The 19,855-nt window shown below is 46.5% G+C and carries 19 protein-coding genes; 15 read left to right on the forward strand and 4 right to left on the reverse strand.

Annotation, left to right across the window (positions count from 1 at the left end):
* The first annotated feature begins 4 nt into the window (after positions 1 to 4).
* Positions 5 to 1,327 (forward strand): Gfo/Idh/MocA family protein, encoded by a 1,323-nt coding sequence (locus ACESPU_RS01560; protein WP_373133096.1) that lies wholly within the window; start codon positions 5 to 7, stop codon positions 1,325 to 1,327.
* A gap of 108 nt (positions 1,328 to 1,435) precedes the next feature.
* The gene (locus ACESPU_RS01565; RefSeq protein WP_005856408.1) at positions 1,436 to 1,945 is read left to right on the forward strand and encodes a ferritin-like domain-containing protein; all 510 of its coding nucleotides are present in this window, start codon (positions 1,436 to 1,438) and stop codon (positions 1,943 to 1,945) included.
* A gap of 88 nt (positions 1,946 to 2,033) precedes the next feature.
* Here the strand turns inward: ACESPU_RS01565 and ACESPU_RS01570 are convergent, their stop codons facing one another.
* The gene (locus ACESPU_RS01570) at positions 2,034 to 2,606 is read right to left on the reverse strand and encodes a DJ-1 family glyoxalase III (protein ID WP_005868262.1); all 573 of its coding nucleotides are present in this window, start codon (positions 2,604 to 2,606) and stop codon (positions 2,034 to 2,036) included.
* An 11-nt stretch (positions 2,607 to 2,617) separates the two neighbouring features.
* Positions 2,618 to 3,889, reverse strand: coding sequence for an ATP-binding protein (locus ACESPU_RS01575; RefSeq protein ID WP_122379101.1), 1,272 nt, complete (start codon positions 3,887 to 3,889; stop codon positions 2,618 to 2,620).
* A 198-nt stretch (positions 3,890 to 4,087) separates the two neighbouring features.
* On the opposite strand from ACESPU_RS01575, the gene ACESPU_RS01580 reads away from it, so the two are divergent.
* The 6 genes from ACESPU_RS01580 (at position 4,088) to ACESPU_RS01605 (ending at position 9,979) form a co-directional block, all read left to right on the forward strand.
* Complete coding sequence (locus tag ACESPU_RS01580; protein ID WP_005856399.1) at positions 4,088 to 5,389, forward strand: phenylacetate--CoA ligase family protein; 1,302 nt, start codon at positions 4,088 to 4,090, stop codon at positions 5,387 to 5,389.
* Positions 5,390 to 5,412: 23 nt separating this feature from the next.
* Positions 5,413 to 5,838 (forward strand): hypothetical protein, encoded by a 426-nt coding sequence (locus ACESPU_RS01585; RefSeq protein ID WP_005856397.1) that lies wholly within the window; start codon positions 5,413 to 5,415, stop codon positions 5,836 to 5,838.
* 13 nt (positions 5,839 to 5,851) lie between these two features.
* Positions 5,852 to 5,995, forward strand: a complete 144-nt coding sequence (locus tag ACESPU_RS01590; protein ID WP_333558132.1) for a symporter small accessory protein — start codon at positions 5,852 to 5,854, stop codon at positions 5,993 to 5,995.
* Positions 5,992 to 7,545, forward strand: coding sequence for a sodium:solute symporter (locus ACESPU_RS01595; protein ID WP_008780467.1), 1,554 nt, complete (start codon positions 5,992 to 5,994; stop codon positions 7,543 to 7,545). The genes ACESPU_RS01590 and ACESPU_RS01595 overlap by 4 nt, the downstream gene beginning before the upstream one ends.
* Positions 7,546 to 7,715: 170 nt before the next feature.
* Positions 7,716 to 8,624, forward strand: a complete 909-nt coding sequence (locus ACESPU_RS01600; RefSeq protein WP_373133097.1) for an ABC transporter substrate-binding protein — start codon at positions 7,716 to 7,718, stop codon at positions 8,622 to 8,624.
* Positions 8,621 to 9,979, forward strand: coding sequence for an ATP-binding cassette domain-containing protein (locus ACESPU_RS01605; protein ID WP_122115112.1), 1,359 nt, complete (start codon positions 8,621 to 8,623; stop codon positions 9,977 to 9,979). The genes ACESPU_RS01600 and ACESPU_RS01605 overlap by 4 nt, the downstream gene beginning before the upstream one ends.
* A gap of 22 nt (positions 9,980 to 10,001) precedes the next feature.
* Here the strand turns inward: ACESPU_RS01605 and ACESPU_RS01610 are convergent, their stop codons facing one another.
* Positions 10,002 to 11,510: an ATP-binding protein gene (locus ACESPU_RS01610; RefSeq protein WP_022192859.1), complete on the reverse strand. Its 1,509-nt coding sequence runs from the start codon at positions 11,508 to 11,510 to the stop codon at positions 10,002 to 10,004.
* Positions 11,511 to 11,662: 152 nt separating this feature from the next.
* Here ACESPU_RS01610 and ACESPU_RS01615 point away from each other — a divergent pair, with 152 nt between their 5' ends.
* Positions 11,663 to 13,789: a Tex family protein gene (locus ACESPU_RS01615; protein ID WP_373133098.1), complete on the forward strand. Its 2,127-nt coding sequence runs from the start codon at positions 11,663 to 11,665 to the stop codon at positions 13,787 to 13,789.
* Positions 13,790 to 13,792: 3 nt separating this feature from the next.
* On the forward strand, positions 13,793 to 14,275 hold the full coding sequence (gene ybaK, locus ACESPU_RS01620; protein ID WP_005856380.1) for a Cys-tRNA(Pro) deacylase: 483 nt from the start codon (positions 13,793 to 13,795) through the stop codon (positions 14,273 to 14,275).
* Between the two features lie 124 nt (positions 14,276 to 14,399).
* On the opposite strand, the gene ACESPU_RS01625 is transcribed toward ybaK, so the two are convergent.
* Positions 14,400 to 14,804 (reverse strand): lipocalin-like domain-containing protein, encoded by a 405-nt coding sequence (locus tag ACESPU_RS01625; protein WP_008771908.1) that lies wholly within the window; start codon positions 14,802 to 14,804, stop codon positions 14,400 to 14,402.
* A 159-nt stretch (positions 14,805 to 14,963) separates the two neighbouring features.
* On the opposite strand from ACESPU_RS01625, the gene ACESPU_RS01630 reads away from it, so the two are divergent.
* From ACESPU_RS01630 to ACESPU_RS01650, 5 genes are all read left to right on the forward strand, one after another.
* A complete protein-coding gene (locus ACESPU_RS01630) occupies positions 14,964 to 15,545 on the forward strand; it encodes an HdeD family acid-resistance protein (RefSeq protein WP_005856375.1) in 582 nt (193 codons plus the stop codon).
* A gap of 95 nt (positions 15,546 to 15,640) precedes the next feature.
* On the forward strand, positions 15,641 to 16,477 hold the full coding sequence (locus tag ACESPU_RS01635; RefSeq protein ID WP_005868251.1) for an AraC family transcriptional regulator: 837 nt from the start codon (positions 15,641 to 15,643) through the stop codon (positions 16,475 to 16,477).
* A 274-nt stretch (positions 16,478 to 16,751) separates the two neighbouring features.
* Positions 16,752 to 17,597: a prephenate dehydratase gene (locus tag ACESPU_RS01640; RefSeq protein WP_008771907.1), complete on the forward strand. Its 846-nt coding sequence runs from the start codon at positions 16,752 to 16,754 to the stop codon at positions 17,595 to 17,597.
* Positions 17,572 to 18,750, forward strand: coding sequence for a pyridoxal phosphate-dependent aminotransferase (locus ACESPU_RS01645; RefSeq protein ID WP_008780461.1), 1,179 nt, complete (start codon positions 17,572 to 17,574; stop codon positions 18,748 to 18,750). Before ACESPU_RS01640 ends, ACESPU_RS01645 begins: the two co-directional genes overlap by 26 nt.
* 34 nt (positions 18,751 to 18,784) lie before the next feature.
* Entirely contained in the window at positions 18,785 to 19,855 is a 1,071-nt protein-coding gene (locus ACESPU_RS01650; RefSeq protein ID WP_005868246.1) for a bifunctional 3-deoxy-7-phosphoheptulonate synthase/chorismate mutase type II, read from the forward strand.

Genomic DNA, 19,855 nt, shown 5'->3' on the forward strand with positions numbered 1-19,855 from the left:
TATCATGAACAGACGTACTTTTATGCAAAAAACCGGACTTATCATGTCCGGACTTACTTTATCGCCGCTTATCGGTAAATCGTATTCCTCCATATACGGACAAACCGCCCCTAGCAACAAAGTAAAGGTAGCCCTCATCGGATGCCGTAGCATGGGATACGGGGATTTGAATACTTTTCTTGATTATCCGGAGACGGAATGCGTGGCTCTTTGCGATGTCGATGACGAATGGTTAAACAAACGGGCTGCCGACGTTGAGAAGAAAACAGGGAAAAAAGTACCTCACTTATATAAAGACTGGCGACGAGTAATCGATAATAAAGACGTAGATGTAGTCATTATCGGTACGCCGGACCATTGGCATTGCCTTCCGACGGTCTGGGCTTGCCAAGCGGGAAAAGACGTATATGTAGAGAAGCCGCTCTCCAATACGATCGAGGAATGCAACCTGATGGAAAAAGCCGCCCGTAAATATAACCGGATCGTACAGGTAGGCCAATGGCAACGTAGCGACCCGCATTGGGACGAGGCGGCTAATTTCTTGAAAGCCGGAAATATCGGACGGATCCGTACGGTCAAGGTCTGGGCTTACCAAGACGGCAAGCCGACACTTCCGGTTAAACCGGATTGTGACGCTCCCGCCGGTGTGGATTACGATATGTGGCTAGGCCCGGCTCCTAAACGTCCGTTCAATCCTTATCGCTTTCATTATAATTTCCGTTTCTTCTGGGACTATGCCGGAGGCTTGATGTCGGACTGGGGCGTACATTTACTGGATTATGCCCTTGAGGGAATGAACGCGGGTCTTCCCACCCGTGTATTCTCAGGCGGCGGCAAGTTCGCCTATCCGGACGACGCTATGGAGACACCCGATACTTTAATGGCGACTTATGCCTACGATGATTTTAATATCATCTGGGATCACGCTTGCGGAATCAATCACGGACTCTATAACCGTAAGGAAGGATTAGCGTTCTATGGGGAGAATGGTACGATGGTACTCGACAGGGCCGGTTGGGAGGTCATACCGGTCGTATCCAATAACGTAGCTCGCATGGAAGCCGTTCCTTTCAAGAAAGGAGAAGGCAAAGGACTTTATAATCATGTGGGAAACATGTTGAGCTGCATTAAAAGCCGTGAGTTTCCGAACGCCGATGTCGCTATCGGTGCCCGTGTAGCGAAGATGGCTCATCTGGCGAATATCTCCTGCCGGGTTCAACGGGAAGTTCATTGGGATGATAAAAACAATTTGTTTGTCGGCGATAACGAAGCTACCGCCTTGTCGAAAGCCTATTACCGGGCACCTTGGGAATTACCTAAATTGTAACAATCGCAGCATAACGTTAAAATTTTGACAAACAATAAACAATGCCCTAGTAAGCTTGTTAGAACTATAAAAAACGAACAATACGTTTAATTCTAAATTAATACAGCTATGGCAAAAGAAAGCGTCAAAATTTTAAGAGGGAAATTGGATGTCGACAATTTATTATCTCAACTAAACGCTGCGTTAGCGGAAGAATGGCTAGCATACTATCAATATTGGGTAGGAGCCTTGGTCGTTGAAGGAGCCATGCGTTCCGACGTACAAGGTGAATTCGAGGAACATGCCGAGGAAGAAAGGCATCACGCCCAATTATTGGCAGACCGGATCATCGAATTGGAAGGAGTTCCGGTACTTGATCCGAAACAATGGTTTGAATTAGCCCGATGCAAATATGATTCACCGACAGACTTTGACGTAGTAAGCCTTCTGAACCAGAATGTAGCTTCCGAGCGTTGCGCCATCTTGCGTTATCAAGAAATCGCTAAATTCACGGACGGCATCGACTTCACGACTTGTGATATCGCTAAGCATATCTTAGCTGAGGAAGAAGAACACGAGCAAGATCTGCAAGACTATTTGACAGATATCGCACGTATGAAAAAATCTTTCCAGAAATAATTTAGGAAAGGGAAAACTCTTTACAACAAAAATCCCTTGAGAGAATGTCTTAGAGACATTCTCTCAAGGGATTTTAATTTCAAGCACATTAATGCTTTGTCCCATGCAACAAAGCGTCATATAATAAGGCATCCGCCACTTCCAAAGCGATTTCCTCGTCTTTCAGATTCCTCAAGATCGTCAAGCCGAACTCAAACATAAAACCCGGCCCCTTGCTTGTGATGATATTTCCATCCTGCTCTACTCCATTATCCGTAGGGGTAGCGCCTACCATTGTTGGCTCGAAGAAAGGAAAACAGGTAGCCCTTTTCCCTTTTAGCAATCCAAGACCACCTAAAACCATCGGTCCGGCACAGATAGCACCGATTAATACGCCTTCCTCCGTTTTCTCCTTGACTAATTCTTTCAAATGGGCATGCGCATTTAAATGGTTGCTTCCGGGTATTCCACCCGGCAAAATCAAGGCATCGACACAACTGAAATCCGCCTCCTCGAACAGGTAATCAGCCATTACCGGAATATCATGAGCTCCTATCACCAATCGGTCACCCGTAATAGATACCATCATAACCCGTACACCACCACGCCTCAAGACATCAATCGTACCCAAGGCCTCTATTTCCTCAAAGCCTGTCGCTAAAAAGACAACCGCATTTTTCATTTCTTTTTTATTTAATATAGTTGACATTCACTTAAAACAGAAGGATCATCCTTCTCCACAACAGCCTTATCCGTAACAACCAATGGTAAGGTGAACCAGAAAGTGGAACCTTTGCCAAGCTCAGATCGCACACCGATCTCACCACCCAACTGCTCTACAATCATCTTGCAGATAGGTAGTCCCAAACCAGCCCCTTGATAAAAATCATCCAATTTCACGAAACGCTCGAAAACAGACTCCAGCTTTTCCTCTGATATCCCGATTCCGGTATCCATGACAGAGACACGTACGAACATATCTTCCACCTCATAAAAAAGCGAGATAAAACCTTTGGAAGTAAACTTAATGGCATTAGACAAGAGATTTAACAAGACCTGTTCTACCCGGTGCGGATCGATCCACAGACGAACAGAAGGCATGGCGACCGAGTTATATAATAATGCCACATCGGAAGTCATCTTCAAGGATTGTACCACATAGGCCTCTTGGCAAATATCCCTCAACTCAACTTCCGACACGTTATAGTTTAACCGACCGGACTCGATCTTCGACAAATCCAGGATATCGTTAATCTGTTTCAACAATAAATCGCAATTCTTATTTATAATCGAGAAGTATTCCCTTTGCTCACTGGCATTAGTCGTTTCCGTCACGAGATGGGCAAAGCCAACGATAGCATTCAGCGGGGTCCGGATCTCATGGCTCATATTAGCGATAAAAGCGTTTTTCATCTTATCCGCCTCTTGTACTTTCATCAGCGCCAACTGGTCTTGACGTTGCTCCGTGATATCATTCAGCATGACCAATAACAGAGGCGAGGCTCCCGGGTCCGGATTCGTGATCAGTAAACGTACGATATTTACGATTCTCACCTCTCCATTCGGTTTCTCATACTCGACCATTTCCTTTACCATACGTCCCGTCTTGATCGTATGGTAATCTTCCGTTCGGATCTCATGCGCCCGCCGGGAATCAGGGAAAAGCTCGAAATCCGTCTTCCCTAAGATATCTTCCGCCTTGACCCCCGTAAATTCCTCCGCCGCCTTATTAAAATAGATATACCGGAAACCGTTGAAAATATCTTTCACCGTGATCTCCACAAATACGTTCGACAAGATCGTATCCATCAAGATATTTAAGAAGTTGATCGTATGCTGGCTTTGGCGCATCTCAAGTTCGTTATCGCTCGCGGATGGTGTCAAAGTGGCTTTTTCCACATCGGCTTCCAGTCTCTCAATCCTTTGAATCAACTCTTCTTTGGAAAGGTGGTCATATTTTCCCATGGCCCATACATAAAGTTAAATTGCGTAATGGACAAAAATAACTATTATTTTTTTATTTACAACGGCTTACCGCCTAATAATTCTTATTTTCAAAAGGTCATTACTAATATTTTGACACAAAAGCATGGCATTATCCAAAATAAAAGATACATTTGCAATCTAATTTCATGAATTAAACACACTCTAATTGAAAAAACGATGATGTATTGGCAGAAAGAAATAGAAACCATGGATCGTAAAGATCTGGTAAAATTCCAACTGGAACGACTGAAACAAACCATAGAACTAGCGGGCAACTCCCCTTTTTACCATAAGATATTCAAAGAGAAAGGAATTACCCCGGACAGTTTTCAGTCCTTGGAGGATTTACAAAAACTTCCGTTTACAACGAAAGATGATCTTAGAAATAACTATCCGTTCGGATTGGCAGCCATCCCGTTACAGAAATGTGTACGTATCCACTCTTCCAGTGGAACGACAGGTAATCCTACCGTTGTCTTACATTCCGCCAAGGATTTGGACCAATGGGCTAACCAAGTAGCTCGTTGCATGTATATGGTGGGGCTAAGGGATACGGACGTATTCCAAAATACATCCGGCTACGGCATGTTTACCGGTGGCCTCGGTTTCCAGTATGGAGCAGAAAAACTAGGTGCGTTGACAGTGCCTGCGGCGGCCGGTAATACCAAACGACAGATTAAGTTCATCACCGATTTCGGCACCACCTGTTTACATATCATACCGAGCTATGCCACTCGTTTGGCCGAGGTTATGTATGAGGAGGGAATAGACCCCAGAAAGGATACCAAACTACACACCGTATGTATCGGTGCCGAGCCTCACTCGGAAGAACAACGTAAACGCATCGAACAGCTTCTGGGTGTCAAGGCTTACAACTGTTTCGGTATGTCGGAGATGAACGGGCCGGGTGTAGCCTTCGAATGTACGGAGCAGAACGGCTTGCATATCTGGGAAGACAACGTGATCGTAGAGATCGTAGACCCGGTTACCCTGCAACCGGTGCCCGAGGGAGAAGTCGGAGAATTGGTATTAACGACCATCAACCGGGAGGCGATGCCTTTACTCCGTTATCGTACCCGTGACCTTACTTGCATCTTACCGGGCGATTGCCCTTGCGGACGTACCCATAAACGCCTTGCCCGTTTCAAAGGACGTAGCGACGATATGATAATCTTGAAGGGCGTGAACCTGTTCCCCATCCAAATCGAAAAGATATTGATGCAATTCAAGGAATTGGGCAGCAATTACTTGATCACCCTCGAAACGATCGGCAACAGCGACGAGATGTTGATCGAGGTAGAGTTGAGCGACCTATTCACCGATGATTATTCAGCCTTACAGCGCTTGACGAAAGGTATCACCCGTCAGTTGAAGGACGAATTATTACTTACGCCGCGTATCAAGCTGGTAGCCAAGGGATCTTTGCCAACCACAGATGGTAAGGCGGTACGAGTGAAAGATCATCGCAAGCTTTGTTAAATAAACAATTAAAATAACACCTTATGACAGTCAATCAAATTTCTATTTTCCTAGAAAACAAGTACGGGAAATTAAGCGAGATATTAGCGTTATTGGCAGAAGAGCGCATCCGCATCATCGCGGCCACCGTAGCCGACACCTCCGAGTATGGAATCCTTCGTATCATCGTAAGCGATCCCCAGAAGGCATACAAGATATTAAAAGAAAACAACGTCAGCGCAAACCTGACCGACGTATTAGCGATCGTAACCAGCTCATGCGCCGGAAGTTTTGCCAATACATTATCTTATTTCACGAAAGCGGGCATCAGCATAGAATATATGTATTGTTTCTCCATCCGGGAAAAAGCGATCTTGATCTTGCGTACGAACAACCGGGAAAGCGCCCGTGAGGTAATCCGCCGTCAGAATCTCGAGTATATCTGTGAAAGTGATCTAATAAAACTTTAATAGGCACGGATATATGTTCGGAATCAGCGACCCCGGTATTTGGCTGGCTTACCTTCTAGCGTTCGCCTGCCTCCTATTTTCTATTTGGTTCGGGATAACCACTTGGAATAAAGAAGACGACGAAAAAACAAACCCTACTAAAGGATCACGAAAATGAGTACGCTAACATTAGGCATTATTGTCATCATTTACATGTTTGTAATCGCTTGGTTAGGGTATCTCGGATACAGGCAGACGAAAAACGCCAGTGATTATTTATTAGGCGGACGAAAAGTAAACCCCATTATCATGGCTCTGTCTTACGGGGCGACCTTTATCTCGGCATCGGCGATCGTTGGTTTCGGTGGCGTAGCCGCTACGTTCGGCATGGGTATTCAATGGCTTTGCTTATTGAACATGTTCATGGGCGTAGTGGTAGCCTTTATCTTTTTCGGACGAAGGACCCGGAAGTTAGGCGAGGCACATAACGCACGGACTTTCCCGCAATTATTGGGATTACACTATAAGTCCCGGTCTATACAGATCTTCATCGCCTCGATCATTTTCATCGGCATGCCCCTCTACGCCGCCGTGGTGATGAAGGGAGGAGCCGTCTTCATTGAGCAGATGTTTCATATCGACCTTCATCTGGCCTTGTTGATCTTCACCTTGATCGTAGCGGCCTACGTGATTACGGGCGGAATCAAGGGAGTACTTTATACGGATGCGTTGCAAGCGGTTATCATGTTCGCTTGTATGCTATTCCTGCTATTTTGGTTTTACCATATCATGGACATGGGCTTTATCGAGGCAAACCAGAAGTTGACGGATATCGCCCCCATGGTGCCCGAACGCTTCAAGGCCTTGGGACATCAAGGATGGACAGCTATGCCCATCTCAGGCTCTCCACAATGGTATACATTGGTTACCTCATTGATCCTTGGCGTAGGAATCGGTTGCTTAGCGCAGCCACAACTAGTCGTACGCTTCATGATGGTGGAAAGTACCAAGCAACTCAACAGGGGCGTATTGATCGGCTGCGTATTCTTGATTGTCACGGTAGGGGCGATTTATCACGTGGGAGCCTTGTCTAATTTGTTTTTCCTCAAGACGGAAGGTGTAGTCGCCTCCGAGGCGGTAAAAGATATGGACAAGATCATCCCCCTATTTATCAATAAAGCGATGCCGGAGTGGTTCGGGGCGGTTTTCATGCTTTGTATTCTCTCTGCCAGTATGTCTACCCTTAGCGCACAATTTCATACCATGGGAGCGGCTTTCGGGGCAGACGCATTCCCCAAACTAGGACGTAGCAAAAATCCGAACTCTACATTAGGTGTACGTATCGGCGTGCTATGCTCTATCTTGGTCAGCTACGTTATCTGCTATACGCTAAGTGCGAGTATTATCGCACGAGGCACCGCCTTGTTCATGGGTATTTGCGCGGCTACATTCCTACCTACCTATTTCTGCTCGCTATATTGGAAAGGGGCTACCCGGCAAGGGGCCTTGGCCAGCTTATGGGTAGGAGGCTTGGCCAGTTTATTCGCCATGTTGTTCCTTCATAAGGCGGAAGCGGCTCCGGTAGGACTTTGCAAGGCTTTATTCGGACAAGACGTCTTGATCGATGTATATCCGTGGCATGCGATAGATCCGATCTTATTTGCTTTGCCATTATCGGCGATAACGATTGTTTTGGTTAGCCTAGCGACTCAAAAGAAGGCTTTTTAGCTTTTCTTATGAACCTCAAAACACTAATTAGCATTTATTCTATTGACAGATATATAGAAAACAGTACATTTGCACTGTGGTTTTTTCATAATAGTATTAGATTTAAGGTTAACAAAGTTGGTTAGGGGTTGCCGGGAGGCAATCCTTAATTGTTTTATAGAGGTCTAGATATGATTAAATACATTTTTCTACTATTCATACTTTGTTGCTCCGGTTGCCGGCACGCACAAACGGAAGATACCGTAATCAAGGTTTCGGTACTTCGTGGTCCATCCGTTATCGCATTCGCCGATTGGCTTGAGAATCCTCCAATTATAGATAACAAAAAAGTACAAGTAAAAGTGGTAGACTCGCCTGATCTGGCGCAAGCCTTACTGATCAAGCAGGAGACCGACATAGCCGTACTCCCCATGATCAATGCGGCGAACTTGTACAATAAAGGGATCAAGATCAAACTAGCGGGGTGCCCGATCTGGGGAACCCTTTACCTCGTCGAGAAAACACCCTTAAAAGAACCGGCATTGTATGTATTCGGCAACGGTACGACTCCCGATATCCTTACCCGGTACTATCTCCGCCGCCAACGATTAGATTATCCTTTGAATTACGCCTTCAATACCGCCGGGGAAATCACCCAAGGCATCTTAGCCGGAAAAGTAAATCGTGCCGTGCTCGGGGAACCGTTTCTAAGCATCGCTTTACGGAAAGACAGCAGCTTACGAATAACTGCGGACTTGAATCATTTTACAGACAACGATACCCTCGGATTCGCCCAAACAGCGGTCGTATACACCCCGACGATGGAGAAATATCGTATCGCTTTTGAGGATGCCTTACGAGCCTCCTGCCAAAAAGCCGTACGATATCCGAAAGAGACCATCCATTCTTTGGAAGAACATGGAATCTTCGCCCAAGGGGCCTTAACTCCTAAGAGTATCGAGCGGTGTAAAATCCATTATTTATCAGCTATCGAGGCGAAAGACGCCGTCATGGGTTTCCTACGTCTCATCGAACAGTATGAACCCAAGGCCGTCGGCGGGAGGCTTCCCGATGCCGGATTTATCCCCGAAAAACAATGAGATTGCGAAAAACAATCACTACGATAGTCGCTACCGCTATCCTCTTGGCGGGATGGCAACTATTCGCCGTTATAGCCAACCAACCGGAGCTGATACCTTCACTTCCTCGACTCGTACGGACACTTTGCGAATGGCTCGTCTCCGGTAGTTTCTATCAGTCGGTCGGAGCTACTATACTCCGGGGAGTCTTAGGCATGTCGATCTCATTCGTTTGTGCGATAGGGATGGCCGGGTTATTCGCCCGTTTTGAGTGGGTGTATGAATTATTCAGACCTCTGCTTGCCATCATGCGCTCGATCCCGGTCATATCCTTCATACTTTTAGCGCTTATATTCCTAAATCCGGAAAGCATCCCTTTGATGATCGCCTTTCTCACCATGTTCCCGCTACTAACAGAGAATCTGACACGGGGAATCCTCGACCTGCGTCCGGGTTTATCCATTATGGCACGTCAATTCCATATCAGACGTTCCAATGTCTTATTCCAGATCATCTATCCGCAGCTAAAGCCATTCTTATATAGCGGGCTTGCCTCCGCCACCGGATTCGGCTGGCGTGCGATCATTATGGGAGAAGTCTTGTCGCAATGCGCATTCGGAATCGGAAGCGAGATGAAAAGGGCGCAAAACTTTATCGCTGTCCCTGAGCTGCTCGCTTGGACGATCGTGGCGGTATTCATCAGTTTCTTTTTTGATAAAGGAATTAGCAAAGTCGCTGATATCACCCCTAAAATATCTTTCGCGAATGAGGATCAGACCATCCCCACCCCTACATTATCAGTTTTAGACACGAAAGATATAAGTTACCAATACGGCATACAGCACTTTTCCCATTCCTTTCAAAAAGGGATTATTTATGGAATTAGCGCACCTTCAGGCAAAGGAAAAACAACGTTATTAAACCTAATCGGAGGTATCTTATTGCCTACGGAAGGAGAGATACATCCCACAAGACACTTTGGAATCGCCACCATATTCCAACAACCGCAACTCCTGCCCTATCTAACCGCAGAAGAAAATATCATCCTCCCCCTCTCCTCTTTTCTCACGGAGGAGAAAGCCCGGCGAATCGCCCAAAAACACTTACAGGAAATGGAAATGGAGCCCTTCGGGAACCGATATCCTAAAGAGCTTAGTTACGGACAGCAACAACGTATCGCTATAGCTAGGGCATTGGCATACCCTTCTCCTCTCCTTTTGATGGACGAGCCGTTCAAAGGCTTGGATGAAGCCTTAAGCCATCGTATTATAGAACGAATACGAGAAAAGCAAATGAAAGAAGAACGGATCATTCTTTTCACGTCACATAATCCGGATGAGATTCGGTTGTTGGCGGATGAGGTGATTTACCTATAAATTCCAACCAAACTTGAATGTCTTATTTCACTTTCATCGGTTGGCAAGGTATCGTAAACCAGAATGTAGAGCCCTTTCCTTCCTCCGACTCAACCCCGATTTTACCTTTCAACTTCTCAATAATCGTCTTGCAGATAGAAAGCCCTAATCCTGTTCCTTGCTTAAAGCTGTTCAATTTCACGAAACGATTGAATATGCTCGCTTGAGACTCCTTACTGATTCCCATACCCGTATCCGTTACGTAGACATAGATACCATCATCGGTCAAACGATAACCAAACCGTATAGAACCCGAGCTGGTGAACTTCACGGCGTTGGAAAGGAAATTGGTCAAAACCTGAGTCAAACGGGTCTTCTCCGACACAATACAATAGTCATTACCGTCCGACTCAAAGATAACCTTTACACCCGGGGCCACTCTCAAGGCGAAAGCTTGCTGCTGGGGAGCGAATATCTCACTCAAACGCAGGGTCGTATAAATAAACTCCATCTTTCCGGACTCGATCTTAGAGATATCCAAGATATCACCGATCAACTGCAACAAAAACTCATTGCTACTCTCTATGATCCTCAGATATTCCTTTTTTTCCTCCTCATCGTCACTCTCCGCCAATAAGGTAGAAAAGCCGACGATGGCATTTAAAGGGGTACGTATCTCATGGCTCATGTTAGCGATAAAAGCGGACTTCATCCGGTCGCTCTCTTCCGCCAAACGCTTGGCCTGTACATCCGCCTCGTGCCGTTTATCGACAGTCATATCCCGAAGGATTCCGATCGAGCGGATCGGTTTGCCGTCCGGATCGGCCTCATAGACCTCACCGATCTTCTCCAGCCATACATACTCATCCGAGAAATAGCGACAAGGGAAACTGAATCGCATGGAATCGATCTCGCCCCGCATGAAAGCGGTTGTAATATTCTCATAGACCTTCCGGTAATCCGGATGGATCTTCTCCGTAAAACTAGCGTGGGTGATCTGCACATGCTTGATCTGGCCGTTTTCTTCCAAGGAAAGCTCCGCCGTACCGTTTACCAGATCCCAAAGCCACGGGTAGATCTTACCCGCTTGACATGCGAGCGCCAAGCGCTTATTATAGCTATGCAACTCCTCCTCGACCTGCCTTTGCTTTGTAATATCCCATGAAATCCCTACTAAATAAGGAGGCTTATCCTCACGGGGCGCTAGCAGTTTCATCGTATCCATAGTACGCAAGATACCTTTCGGATCGATCATTTGCTCCACGAAACGCTGCATCTTACCCGTTTTCACCACCTCCTCGTCCATATCCCTGAAAGATTGGGCGACAACCGGATCTAGAAATAGGTCAAAATCTGTTTTCCCGACCACATCATTATGATATCGTCCGTAAAGTTGGTTCATCAAAGGGCTGGAGTACACGTACCTGAAATTATCACCCGTATCCTTCACGAAAAAGTAGATGGGCAACGAGTCCACGATATTAGATAACAATCCTGCTAAATCCCTATAATCCTGTTCCAAAGTTTTGTTCTCCGTAGTATTAACTTCCATGTTGATTTTTTTAATCAAAGGCTTGAATATTCCGGCCGTAAAATTCTTGAAAATTAATGAAAGATACAAATAATAAGCCCAAGAAGTGAGCATCCCGACCGAAAATATAAGCAAAACCGTATATTTGTACTCCAATTCTAAGAAAACTAGATATGACAAACGTATTTCACACGCTTATAGCCCGTTTTCTACAAATTCCGGAAGGACAAGTGGAACGGACAATCGGGCTCTTGAACGAAGGCGCTACCATACCTTTTATAAGTCGTTACCGGAAAGAGGTGACCGGAGGATTAGACGAGGTGCAAATCGGTGCCATCAAAGATCAACTGGATAAACTGACGGAACTGCGCAAACGAAAGGAAACGATCCTCGCCACGATAGAAGAGCAAGAGAAACTTACTCCCGAGCTCCGGAAACGCATCGAGGAGTCTTGGGATAGCACCGAGATCGAGGATTTATATCTCCCTTACAAACCGAAACGGGTCACCAAGGCGGAGATCGCACGCCGAAAAGGACTGGAGCCCTTGGCTAAGATCGTTATGATGCAAAACGAGAATAACCTATCCGCACGTATCAAGAGCTTTATCAAGGGGGAAGTGAAAAACGCCGAAGAAGCCTTGCAAGGGGCACGGGACATTATCGCCGAATGGATCAACGAGAACGAATCGGCACGTAACACCGTACGTAACTCTTTCGCTCATACCGCCATGATCACATCCAAAGTGATCAAGGGGAAAGAAGAGGAAGGCGCCAAATACCGGGATTACTTTGATTTCAGCGAGCCTTTGAACCGGGCCAGTTCCCATCGCTTATTGGCTCTCCGACGGGGAGAGGCGGAAGGTATCCTTCGTGTAAGTATCTCTCCCGACGCGGAATCTTGTCTGGATCGCTTGAACCGGCGTTTCGTAAAAGGTCGTGGAGAGGTTTCCGAGCAAGTGGCTACAGCTGTCGACGATTCTTTCAAACGCCTGCTGAAACCCTCTATCGAGACGGAGTTCTCCAACCAGAGCAAGGCGAAAGCCGATGAGGAGGCGATCCGGGTATTTGCCGAGAACCTCCGGCAATTGCTGCTCGCTCCTCCCTTGGGACAAAAACGGGTATTAGGCGTAGACCCCGGATACCGTACCGGATGTAAGTTGGTCTGTCTGGACGCACAGGGGAATTTACTGCATAACGAGGCGATCTTCCCGCATCCGCCCCAGAACGAGAAGGGCAAAGCCGCCGCTAAGGTCGCCCAGTTAGTAGCCACTTACGCCATAGATGCCATTGCCATCGGTAATGGTACGGCCAGCTGTGAGACCGAGCAGTTCATCACGAATATACGATACGACCGCAAGGTACAAGTGTTCGTAGTCAGCGAAAACGGAGCCTCTATCTACTCCGCGTCCAAGATCGCTAGGGAGGAGTTTCCCGAATACGACGTCACGGTACGCGGAGCTGTCAGCATCGGTCGCCGGCTGATGGACCCTTTGGCCGAGTTGGTCAAGATCGACCCGAAGAGTATCGGTGTCGGCCAATACCAGCATGACGTAGAGCAAAACGCCTTGAAAAAGAGTCTGGATCAAACCGTAGAGAGTTGCGTGAATCTGGTGGGTGTAAACGTGAATACGGCGAGCAAGCATTTGCTGACTTACATCTCGGGATTAGGCCCTACGCTAGCGCAAAACATCGTGAATTACCGGGCGGAGCACGGACCCTTCACTTCCCGGAAAGAACTGATGAAAGTCCCCCGTATGGGAGAGAAGGCTTTCGAGCAAAGCGCCGGATTCCTACGGATACCCGACGGAAAGAACCCGTTGGACAACTCGGCCGTACACCCCGAGAGCTACCCGGTCGTCGAACGGATGGCCAAGGACCTAAAATGCTCGGTAGCCGACCTGATCACCGACAAAGCGCTTAAAAAGAAACTAAAACTAACGGACTACCTTACGGATAAGGTCGGGATGCCTACCCTGCTTGATATCATGGAGGAACTGGATAAACCGGGCCGTGATCCCCGCCAAACGATCCAAGTATTCGCGTTCGATCCTACGGTGAAAACGATCGAGGATTTGAAAGAAGGGCAAGTATTGCCCGGTATCGTGACCAACATCACCAACTTCGGTTGTTTCGTCGATGTAGGAATCAAGGAAAACGGGCTTGTCCATATCTCCGAGCTGGCGGATCGTTTCGTAAGCGATCCTACCCAAGTGGTCTCCATCCATCAGCATGTCAAGGTGAAGGTTCTAAGCGTAGACCTATCCAGAAAACGTGTTCAATTATCCATGAAAGGGATCTAAACGATGAAAGAGAAGATTAATAAGACAAACGTGGCGCGCCTGCTGGACAAGGCTAAGATCGCCTACCAGCTCGTGCCTTATGAAGTAGACGAGAATGATCTGAGCGCTACGCATGTAGCGGAGCAGCTAGGGGAAGATATCGCCCAAGTATTCAAGACCTTGATCTTACATGGCGATAAGAGCGGTTATTTCGTATGCGTGATCCCCGGAGCGGACGAGGTGGACTTGAAAAAGGCGGCCAAGGTATCCGGGAACAAGAAATGTGAGATGATCCCCGTGAAAGAGTTGTTACCGCTTACCGGTTATATCCGGGGAGGATGCTCGCCTATCGGCATGAAAAAGCATTTCCCTACATATATCCATCCTACGGCATCCGGCTTCGATAAGATCTATGTAAGCGCCGGACAACGAGGCTTGCAGATACAGATAGCCCCCGCCGATTTAATCAAGGTGGCACAAGCTATAGAAGCGGATTTGATCGCATGATCTAACATCGCTGAGAGTACTTCGTAAGAAGTACTCCAGTACTCCGCAAAGAGTATCGCAGTACTTCCTAGGGAGTACTGGAGTACTCCTTATGAGGGACTGAGATCAAACAGCACATGATATCTTAGAATTTCTTAAACGTATACGTTCTTCCTTCGCAGCTCATTACCAGATTCGTCACAGATGACTGCTCGATCGTGAAAGTTTGTTTAGGTGAGGTCCAATCCGTATAACGCATGAATTGTTCCAAAGGCGTACCTCCATAGTTGACCAACTCCAGATCCAGTCTCGTATCTCCCTCCAACGTCTTATAACCGAAATTCGTACGATATACGTCCTTTGCCGGGTCATATAATTGGTACTCGAACAAAGAGGTCTGGAAGTTATACCAAACCGTATCCACCGTCTGGACCACCCCATTCGCCTCTACGGTTTTCAATTGCCATTTCCCTTCCAGCTTATGTTCCACCTTATTACAAGACACCAACGCCACGACAAAACAAGTTATCGCTATCAAATTTTTCATCATAATCCTCGTACTTATATACCTATATTGATTTGAAACGTCAAAGAAAAGAATTAATTTCCAAAGGACAAAGTTTTTAAGGATATCCTAGCCACAAATACCCAGAACTTTTTCTTCCTTCCCTTTGTTAATTGGGTAATTACAATACAAATATTATCCAATATGAAAACATTTATTGATAAAATGGATTATGCGGTCAAGAATTGGTGGTTATCACTATTGGTCGGACTGCTTTACATCATCGTCGCTATTTATTTAATGTTCGCGCCATTGGCGAGCTACGTAGCGCTTAGTATCTTATTCAGCGTCTCTATGTTCGTAAGCGGCTTGTTCGAGATCGCTTTCGCCTTGGCGAACAAAAAGGGTATCAGCAGTTGGGGATGGTATTTGGCCGGAGGTATTATCGATTTGATCTTAGGTATATTCTTGATGGCAAGCCCGGGGCTTAGCATGGAGGTGCTTCCGTTTGTCTTGGCATTCTGGCTTATGTTCAGAGGCTTCTCGGCAACCGGTTACTCAATGGACCTGAAACGATACGGTACACGGAACTGGGGTTGGTACATGGTCTTCGGTATCTTGGCTATCCTTTGCTCCATCGGTGTTATCTGGCAACCCGCCCTAGGGGCCTTCACGTTGGTTTACATGATCGCTTATGCCTTATTAATAATAGGTATATTCCGTGTCATGCTATCCTTCGAACTGAAAAGCTTGCATAAACGGAATAAGGAAGCACAAGCGGAATAAGTCTGATTCAAGGATTAATTGGTCTATTTTTAAATTAAGAAGTGAATCAACAGCACTTTTACTACTTTTGTGTTCGATCATTAATAAAATAACGGATGAACGCAAACTTACCACAATTAGATTTGCCCCGGGATTATGTCGTAGGAAACGACATTACCGAGGCAATCTTAAACTTTTACAAGCAGACTTGCCGGTTAAAAGCAGGTATTTTCGCTTTATGCGTTGAAGGAAATTTAAGGGCATCCATCAACTTGACAGAGTACACTTTGAAACCGAATGATTTCATCACCTTGATGCCGGGAAGCATTATTCAGTTCTGTGAGCAGAAAGAGAGTTTCCGCCTTTCCTTTATAGGATTCTCATCCGAGTTCATGGACTGCGTGAACATGATAAAGTCTACGATGAGCGCCTTACCTACTATCTACGAGAATCCGATCATATCACTGAGTGAGGACCGGGCGGACTTCATTAACGATTATTTCCATTTGCTAGAGCGGGTACAAGCGAAAGAGAAATCCATAAACAGGGAGATGGTGAAACATATCCTGCTTACCATGATCCATGGGATCAGCGATTTGTATCAAGGGAAATCATGGCCTAACAAGATAACGACCCGTAGCGACGAGATCCACAAGAAATTCATCCAACTGGTGATGAAGAATTATACCTCAAAGCGGCAAACGGCTTTTTATGCCAGCCAACTAAGTATTTCTCCCCAGCACCTCTGCATGATCATCAAGCAAAAGACCGGACGTTCCGTATCCGATATCATAGCCGATATGATAATCATGGACGCAAAATCGCAATTGATGGCTACGGACTTGACTATCCAAGAGATATCTTACTCCTTGAACTTCCCGAATGTATCCTTTTTCGGTAAATACTTTAAACGGTACGTAGGCGTATCTCCACAGAAGTTCAGAAACAGTTAAGATAAAATTTAAATGTAACAGAAAAAAATATCACTTTTTGCTTGTAGTTTCCAAAAAAGCGTTACTTTTGCTGCGTATTTAAAAACAAACAGACAATGAATCGATTTAGCTTTACATATTACTTTTATTACTTTTACTTTAGCAGAGTAAAGGCAGGAGTTTGTATGTAAAGCGTTGATGATTGAATATAAATATCAATAAAATATAAAGTCCTGCCGGTTTCGGTGGGACTTTTTTTGTTTGTAACAGTTTAGAGTAAAAATAGAGAAACAAGATGAAAAAGAAAGTAGCAATACAGGGAATAGCCGGTTCGTATCACGACATCGCCGCCCGTAATTATCATGAAGGTGAAGAAATAGAAATCATCCCTTGCAATACGTTTCGGGATGTTATCACGACTATCAAGAAAGACCCTTCCGTACTGGGCATGATGGCCATCGAGAATACGATAGCGGGAAGCCTCCTTCAAAACCATGAGCTGATCCGTGAAAGCGGGCTGAGCGTCACCGGCGAGTATAAGCTACGTATCTCCCATTCCTTAGTAGCGCTTCCGGGAACCTCGATACACGAGGTAACAGAGGTCAACTCCCATCCGATAGCGTTGATGCAATGTACCGATTTCCTCGATACTCTGCCCAACGCCAAGGTGGTAGAGAAAGAAGATACCGCCATGAGTGCCCGGTGGATCTCGGAAAACCAACTGAAAGGACATGCGGCGATATGCGGGAAACTGGCTGCCCAGATCTACAAGATGGAAGTCCTTGCCGAGGGGATCGAAACTAACAAACGGAATTTCACCCGCTTCCTCGCTATAGCGGACCGCTGGACGGCGGATGAGATGCTTCGAGGAACCGATAAAAACAAATCCTCTCTCGTATTCGCTCTTCCCCACACCTCCGGCAGCCTTTCCAAAGTCCTCTCCGTTCTCTCTTTTTACGACATGAATCTCTCTAAAATACAGTCCTTGCCTATTATCGGGCGTGAATGGGAATACTTGTTCTACATCGACCTTACTTTCACGGATTTTACCCGTTACAAACAAGCATTGGACGCTATCAGACCGTTAACAAAAGACTTAAAAATATTAGGCGAATATGCAGAAGGAAGACAAAGTGTGTAACATTACACCCGCTAACCGTGTAGGTAGCGTACAGGAATACTACTTCTCCAAGAAACTGAAGGAAGTAGCCGAGATGAACGCCGCAGGCAAGAACGTCATCAACCTTGGCGTGGGCAGCCCCGACCTTCCACCTTCGGAACAGACCATCGAGACGTTGTGTGAACATGCCCGCAAAGCGAACGAGCACGGTTATCAGCCGTACGTGGGCATACCGGAACTGCGTAAGGGATTCGCCGACTGGTACAAGACGTGGTATAACGTAGACTTGGACCCGAAAACAGAGATCCAACCGCTCATCGGCTCCAAAGAAGGTATCTTGCATATCTCGCTGGCATTCTTGAATCCGGGGGATGGCGTACTGGTTCCGAACCCGGGATATCCGACATATAGTTCCGTCAGCAAGCTAGTAGAGGCTCGTTTGATCCCTTACGAGTTGAAAGAGGAATTGGGATGGCAACCGGATTTCGAGGAACTGGAGAAAATGGATCTCTCCAACGTAAAGCTGATGTGGACCAATTACCCGAATATGCCCACAGGGGCGAACGCTAGCGTAGAGCTATACGAGAAACTGGTGGCCTTCGGCCGGAAGCACGGTATTATTATATGTAATGATAACCCCTATAGCTTCATCTTGAATGAGCATCCGCTAAGTATCTTAAGCATACCGGGAGCCAAAGAGATCTGTATCGAGATGAACTCCATGAGTAAGGCTCATAATATGCCGGGTTGGCGTATGGCGATGCTGGCTTCCAACGCCCAATTCGTCCAATGGATACTGAAGGTAAAAAGCAATATCGACTCCGGGCAGTTCAAGCCGATGCAATATGCGGCGGTAGAGGCCCTAAGCGCAAAGAAAGAGTGGTACGATAACATGAACCGTGTCTATCGTAGCCGCCGGGACCTTGCCGGACAAATCATGCGTACCTTGGGATGCGAGTACGACGAGAACCAAGTAGGTATGTTCCTTTGGGGACGTATCCCCGACTCCGCCGAGAGCGGCGAGGCAATCGCCAACAAGGTGCTATACGAGGCAAACGTATTCCTTACGCCGGGATTTATCTTCGGTAGCCGTGGCGAGCGTTATATCCGTATCTCCCTTTGCTGCAAGAACGAGACTTTAGAAGAAGCCTTGAAGAGAATTGAGAATTTATAACTGAAAATTGAAAATTAAAATATAGATCACAAAGATGGAAATGAAGATTGAACCGTTAGCATTACCGGGAGTTGACACACAACGTCCTATCGTAATCGCAGGCCCTTGTAGCGCCGAGACAGAAGAGCAAGTGTTAGAAACAGCCCAAGGATTAGCCTCCAGAGGCGTTAAGATATTCCGTGCGGGTATTTGGAAGCCTCGTACGAAACCGGGTGGATTCGAGGGTATCGGAGCCGAGGGATTGGCTTGGTTGAAGAAAGTGAAAAAAGAGACCGGTATGCTGGTATCTACCGAGGTAGCGACTAAAGATCATGTATTCGAGGCATTGAAAGCCGGTATCGATATCCTTTGGATCGGAGCACGTACGACGGTAAACCCATTCGCTGTCCAAGAGATCGCCGACGCGTTAAAAGGGGTTGATGTACCTGTATTGATCAAGAACCCGGTTAACCCGGACTTGGAGTTGTGGATCGGAGCGTTCGAGCGTTTGTACGGAGCGGGCATTCATCGTTTGGGTGCTATCCATAGAGGTTTCAGCTCATACGACAAGAAGATCTACCGTAACCTTCCGTTGTGGCATATTCCTATCGAGCTTCGCCGCCGTATGCCGGACCTGCCTATTTTCTGTGATCCTAGTCACATTGGTGGTAAGCGTGAGTTGGTAGCCCCACTTTGCCAGCAAGCGATGGACTTGAGTTTCGACGGATTGATCGTAGAGTCTCATTGTAACCCGGATTGCGCATGGAGCGACGCTTCCCAGCAAATCACCCCGGATGTATTGGATTACGTATTGAACCTATTGGTGATCCGTGACGTAAACCAGACTACCGAGAACCTGACCGCTCTTCGCCGCCAGATCGATGGTATCGACGAGCAATTATTGGAGCTTTTGGCTAAACGTATGCGTATCTCCAAGGAGATCGGCGTTTATAAGAAAGAGCACAATATGCCGATCTTGCAGTCTCCCCGCTACAGCGAGATCTTAGAGAAACGCTCCAGCATGGGTGAACAAATGGACCTGAGCCCGGACTTTGTAAAGGAGATCTTGAAGGAGATCCATGAGGAATCCGTGCGCCAGCAAATGATTATCATGAACGAACAATAA

The organism is Parabacteroides sp. 20_3, from assembly GCF_964238835.1.
Taxonomy (GTDB): Bacteria; Bacteroidota; Bacteroidia; order Bacteroidales; family Tannerellaceae; genus Parabacteroides; species Parabacteroides distasonis.

What these genes read in the sequence shown, in the direction of transcription:
- ACESPU_RS01560 (WP_373133096.1), top strand. Translation starts at nt 5, where the DNA reads ATGAACAGACGTACTTTTATGCAAAAAACCGGACTTATCATGTCCGGA.
- ACESPU_RS01565 (WP_005856408.1), top strand. Translation starts at nt 1,436, where the DNA reads ATGGCAAAAGAAAGCGTCAAAATTTTAAGAGGGAAATTGGATGTCGAC.
- ACESPU_RS01570 (WP_005868262.1), bottom strand. Translation starts at nt 2,606, where the DNA reads ATGAAAAATGCGGTTGTCTTTTTAGCGACAGGCTTTGAGGAAATAGAG.
- ACESPU_RS01575 (WP_122379101.1), bottom strand. Translation starts at nt 3,889, where the DNA reads ATGGGAAAATATGACCACCTTTCCAAAGAAGAGTTGATTCAAAGGATT.
- ACESPU_RS01580 (WP_005856399.1), top strand. Translation starts at nt 4,088, where the DNA reads ATGATGTATTGGCAGAAAGAAATAGAAACCATGGATCGTAAAGATCTG.
- ACESPU_RS01585 (WP_005856397.1), top strand. Translation starts at nt 5,413, where the DNA reads ATGACAGTCAATCAAATTTCTATTTTCCTAGAAAACAAGTACGGGAAA.
- ACESPU_RS01590 (WP_333558132.1), top strand. Translation starts at nt 5,852, where the DNA reads ATGTTCGGAATCAGCGACCCCGGTATTTGGCTGGCTTACCTTCTAGCG.
- ACESPU_RS01595 (WP_008780467.1), top strand. Translation starts at nt 5,992, where the DNA reads ATGAGTACGCTAACATTAGGCATTATTGTCATCATTTACATGTTTGTA.
- ACESPU_RS01600 (WP_373133097.1), top strand. Translation starts at nt 7,716, where the DNA reads ATGATTAAATACATTTTTCTACTATTCATACTTTGTTGCTCCGGTTGC.
- ACESPU_RS01605 (WP_122115112.1), top strand. Translation starts at nt 8,621, where the DNA reads ATGAGATTGCGAAAAACAATCACTACGATAGTCGCTACCGCTATCCTC.
- ACESPU_RS01610 (WP_022192859.1), bottom strand. Translation starts at nt 11,510, where the DNA reads ATGGAAGTTAATACTACGGAGAACAAAACTTTGGAACAGGATTATAGG.
- ACESPU_RS01615 (WP_373133098.1), top strand. Translation starts at nt 11,663, where the DNA reads ATGACAAACGTATTTCACACGCTTATAGCCCGTTTTCTACAAATTCCG.
- ybaK (WP_005856380.1), top strand. Translation starts at nt 13,793, where the DNA reads ATGAAAGAGAAGATTAATAAGACAAACGTGGCGCGCCTGCTGGACAAG.
- ACESPU_RS01625 (WP_008771908.1), bottom strand. Translation starts at nt 14,804, where the DNA reads ATGATGAAAAATTTGATAGCGATAACTTGTTTTGTCGTGGCGTTGGTG.
- ACESPU_RS01630 (WP_005856375.1), top strand. Translation starts at nt 14,964, where the DNA reads ATGAAAACATTTATTGATAAAATGGATTATGCGGTCAAGAATTGGTGG.
- ACESPU_RS01635 (WP_005868251.1), top strand. Translation starts at nt 15,641, where the DNA reads ATGAACGCAAACTTACCACAATTAGATTTGCCCCGGGATTATGTCGTA.
- ACESPU_RS01640 (WP_008771907.1), top strand. Translation starts at nt 16,752, where the DNA reads ATGAAAAAGAAAGTAGCAATACAGGGAATAGCCGGTTCGTATCACGAC.
- ACESPU_RS01645 (WP_008780461.1), top strand. Translation starts at nt 17,572, where the DNA reads ATGCAGAAGGAAGACAAAGTGTGTAACATTACACCCGCTAACCGTGTA.
- ACESPU_RS01650 (WP_005868246.1), top strand. Translation starts at nt 18,785, where the DNA reads ATGGAAATGAAGATTGAACCGTTAGCATTACCGGGAGTTGACACACAA.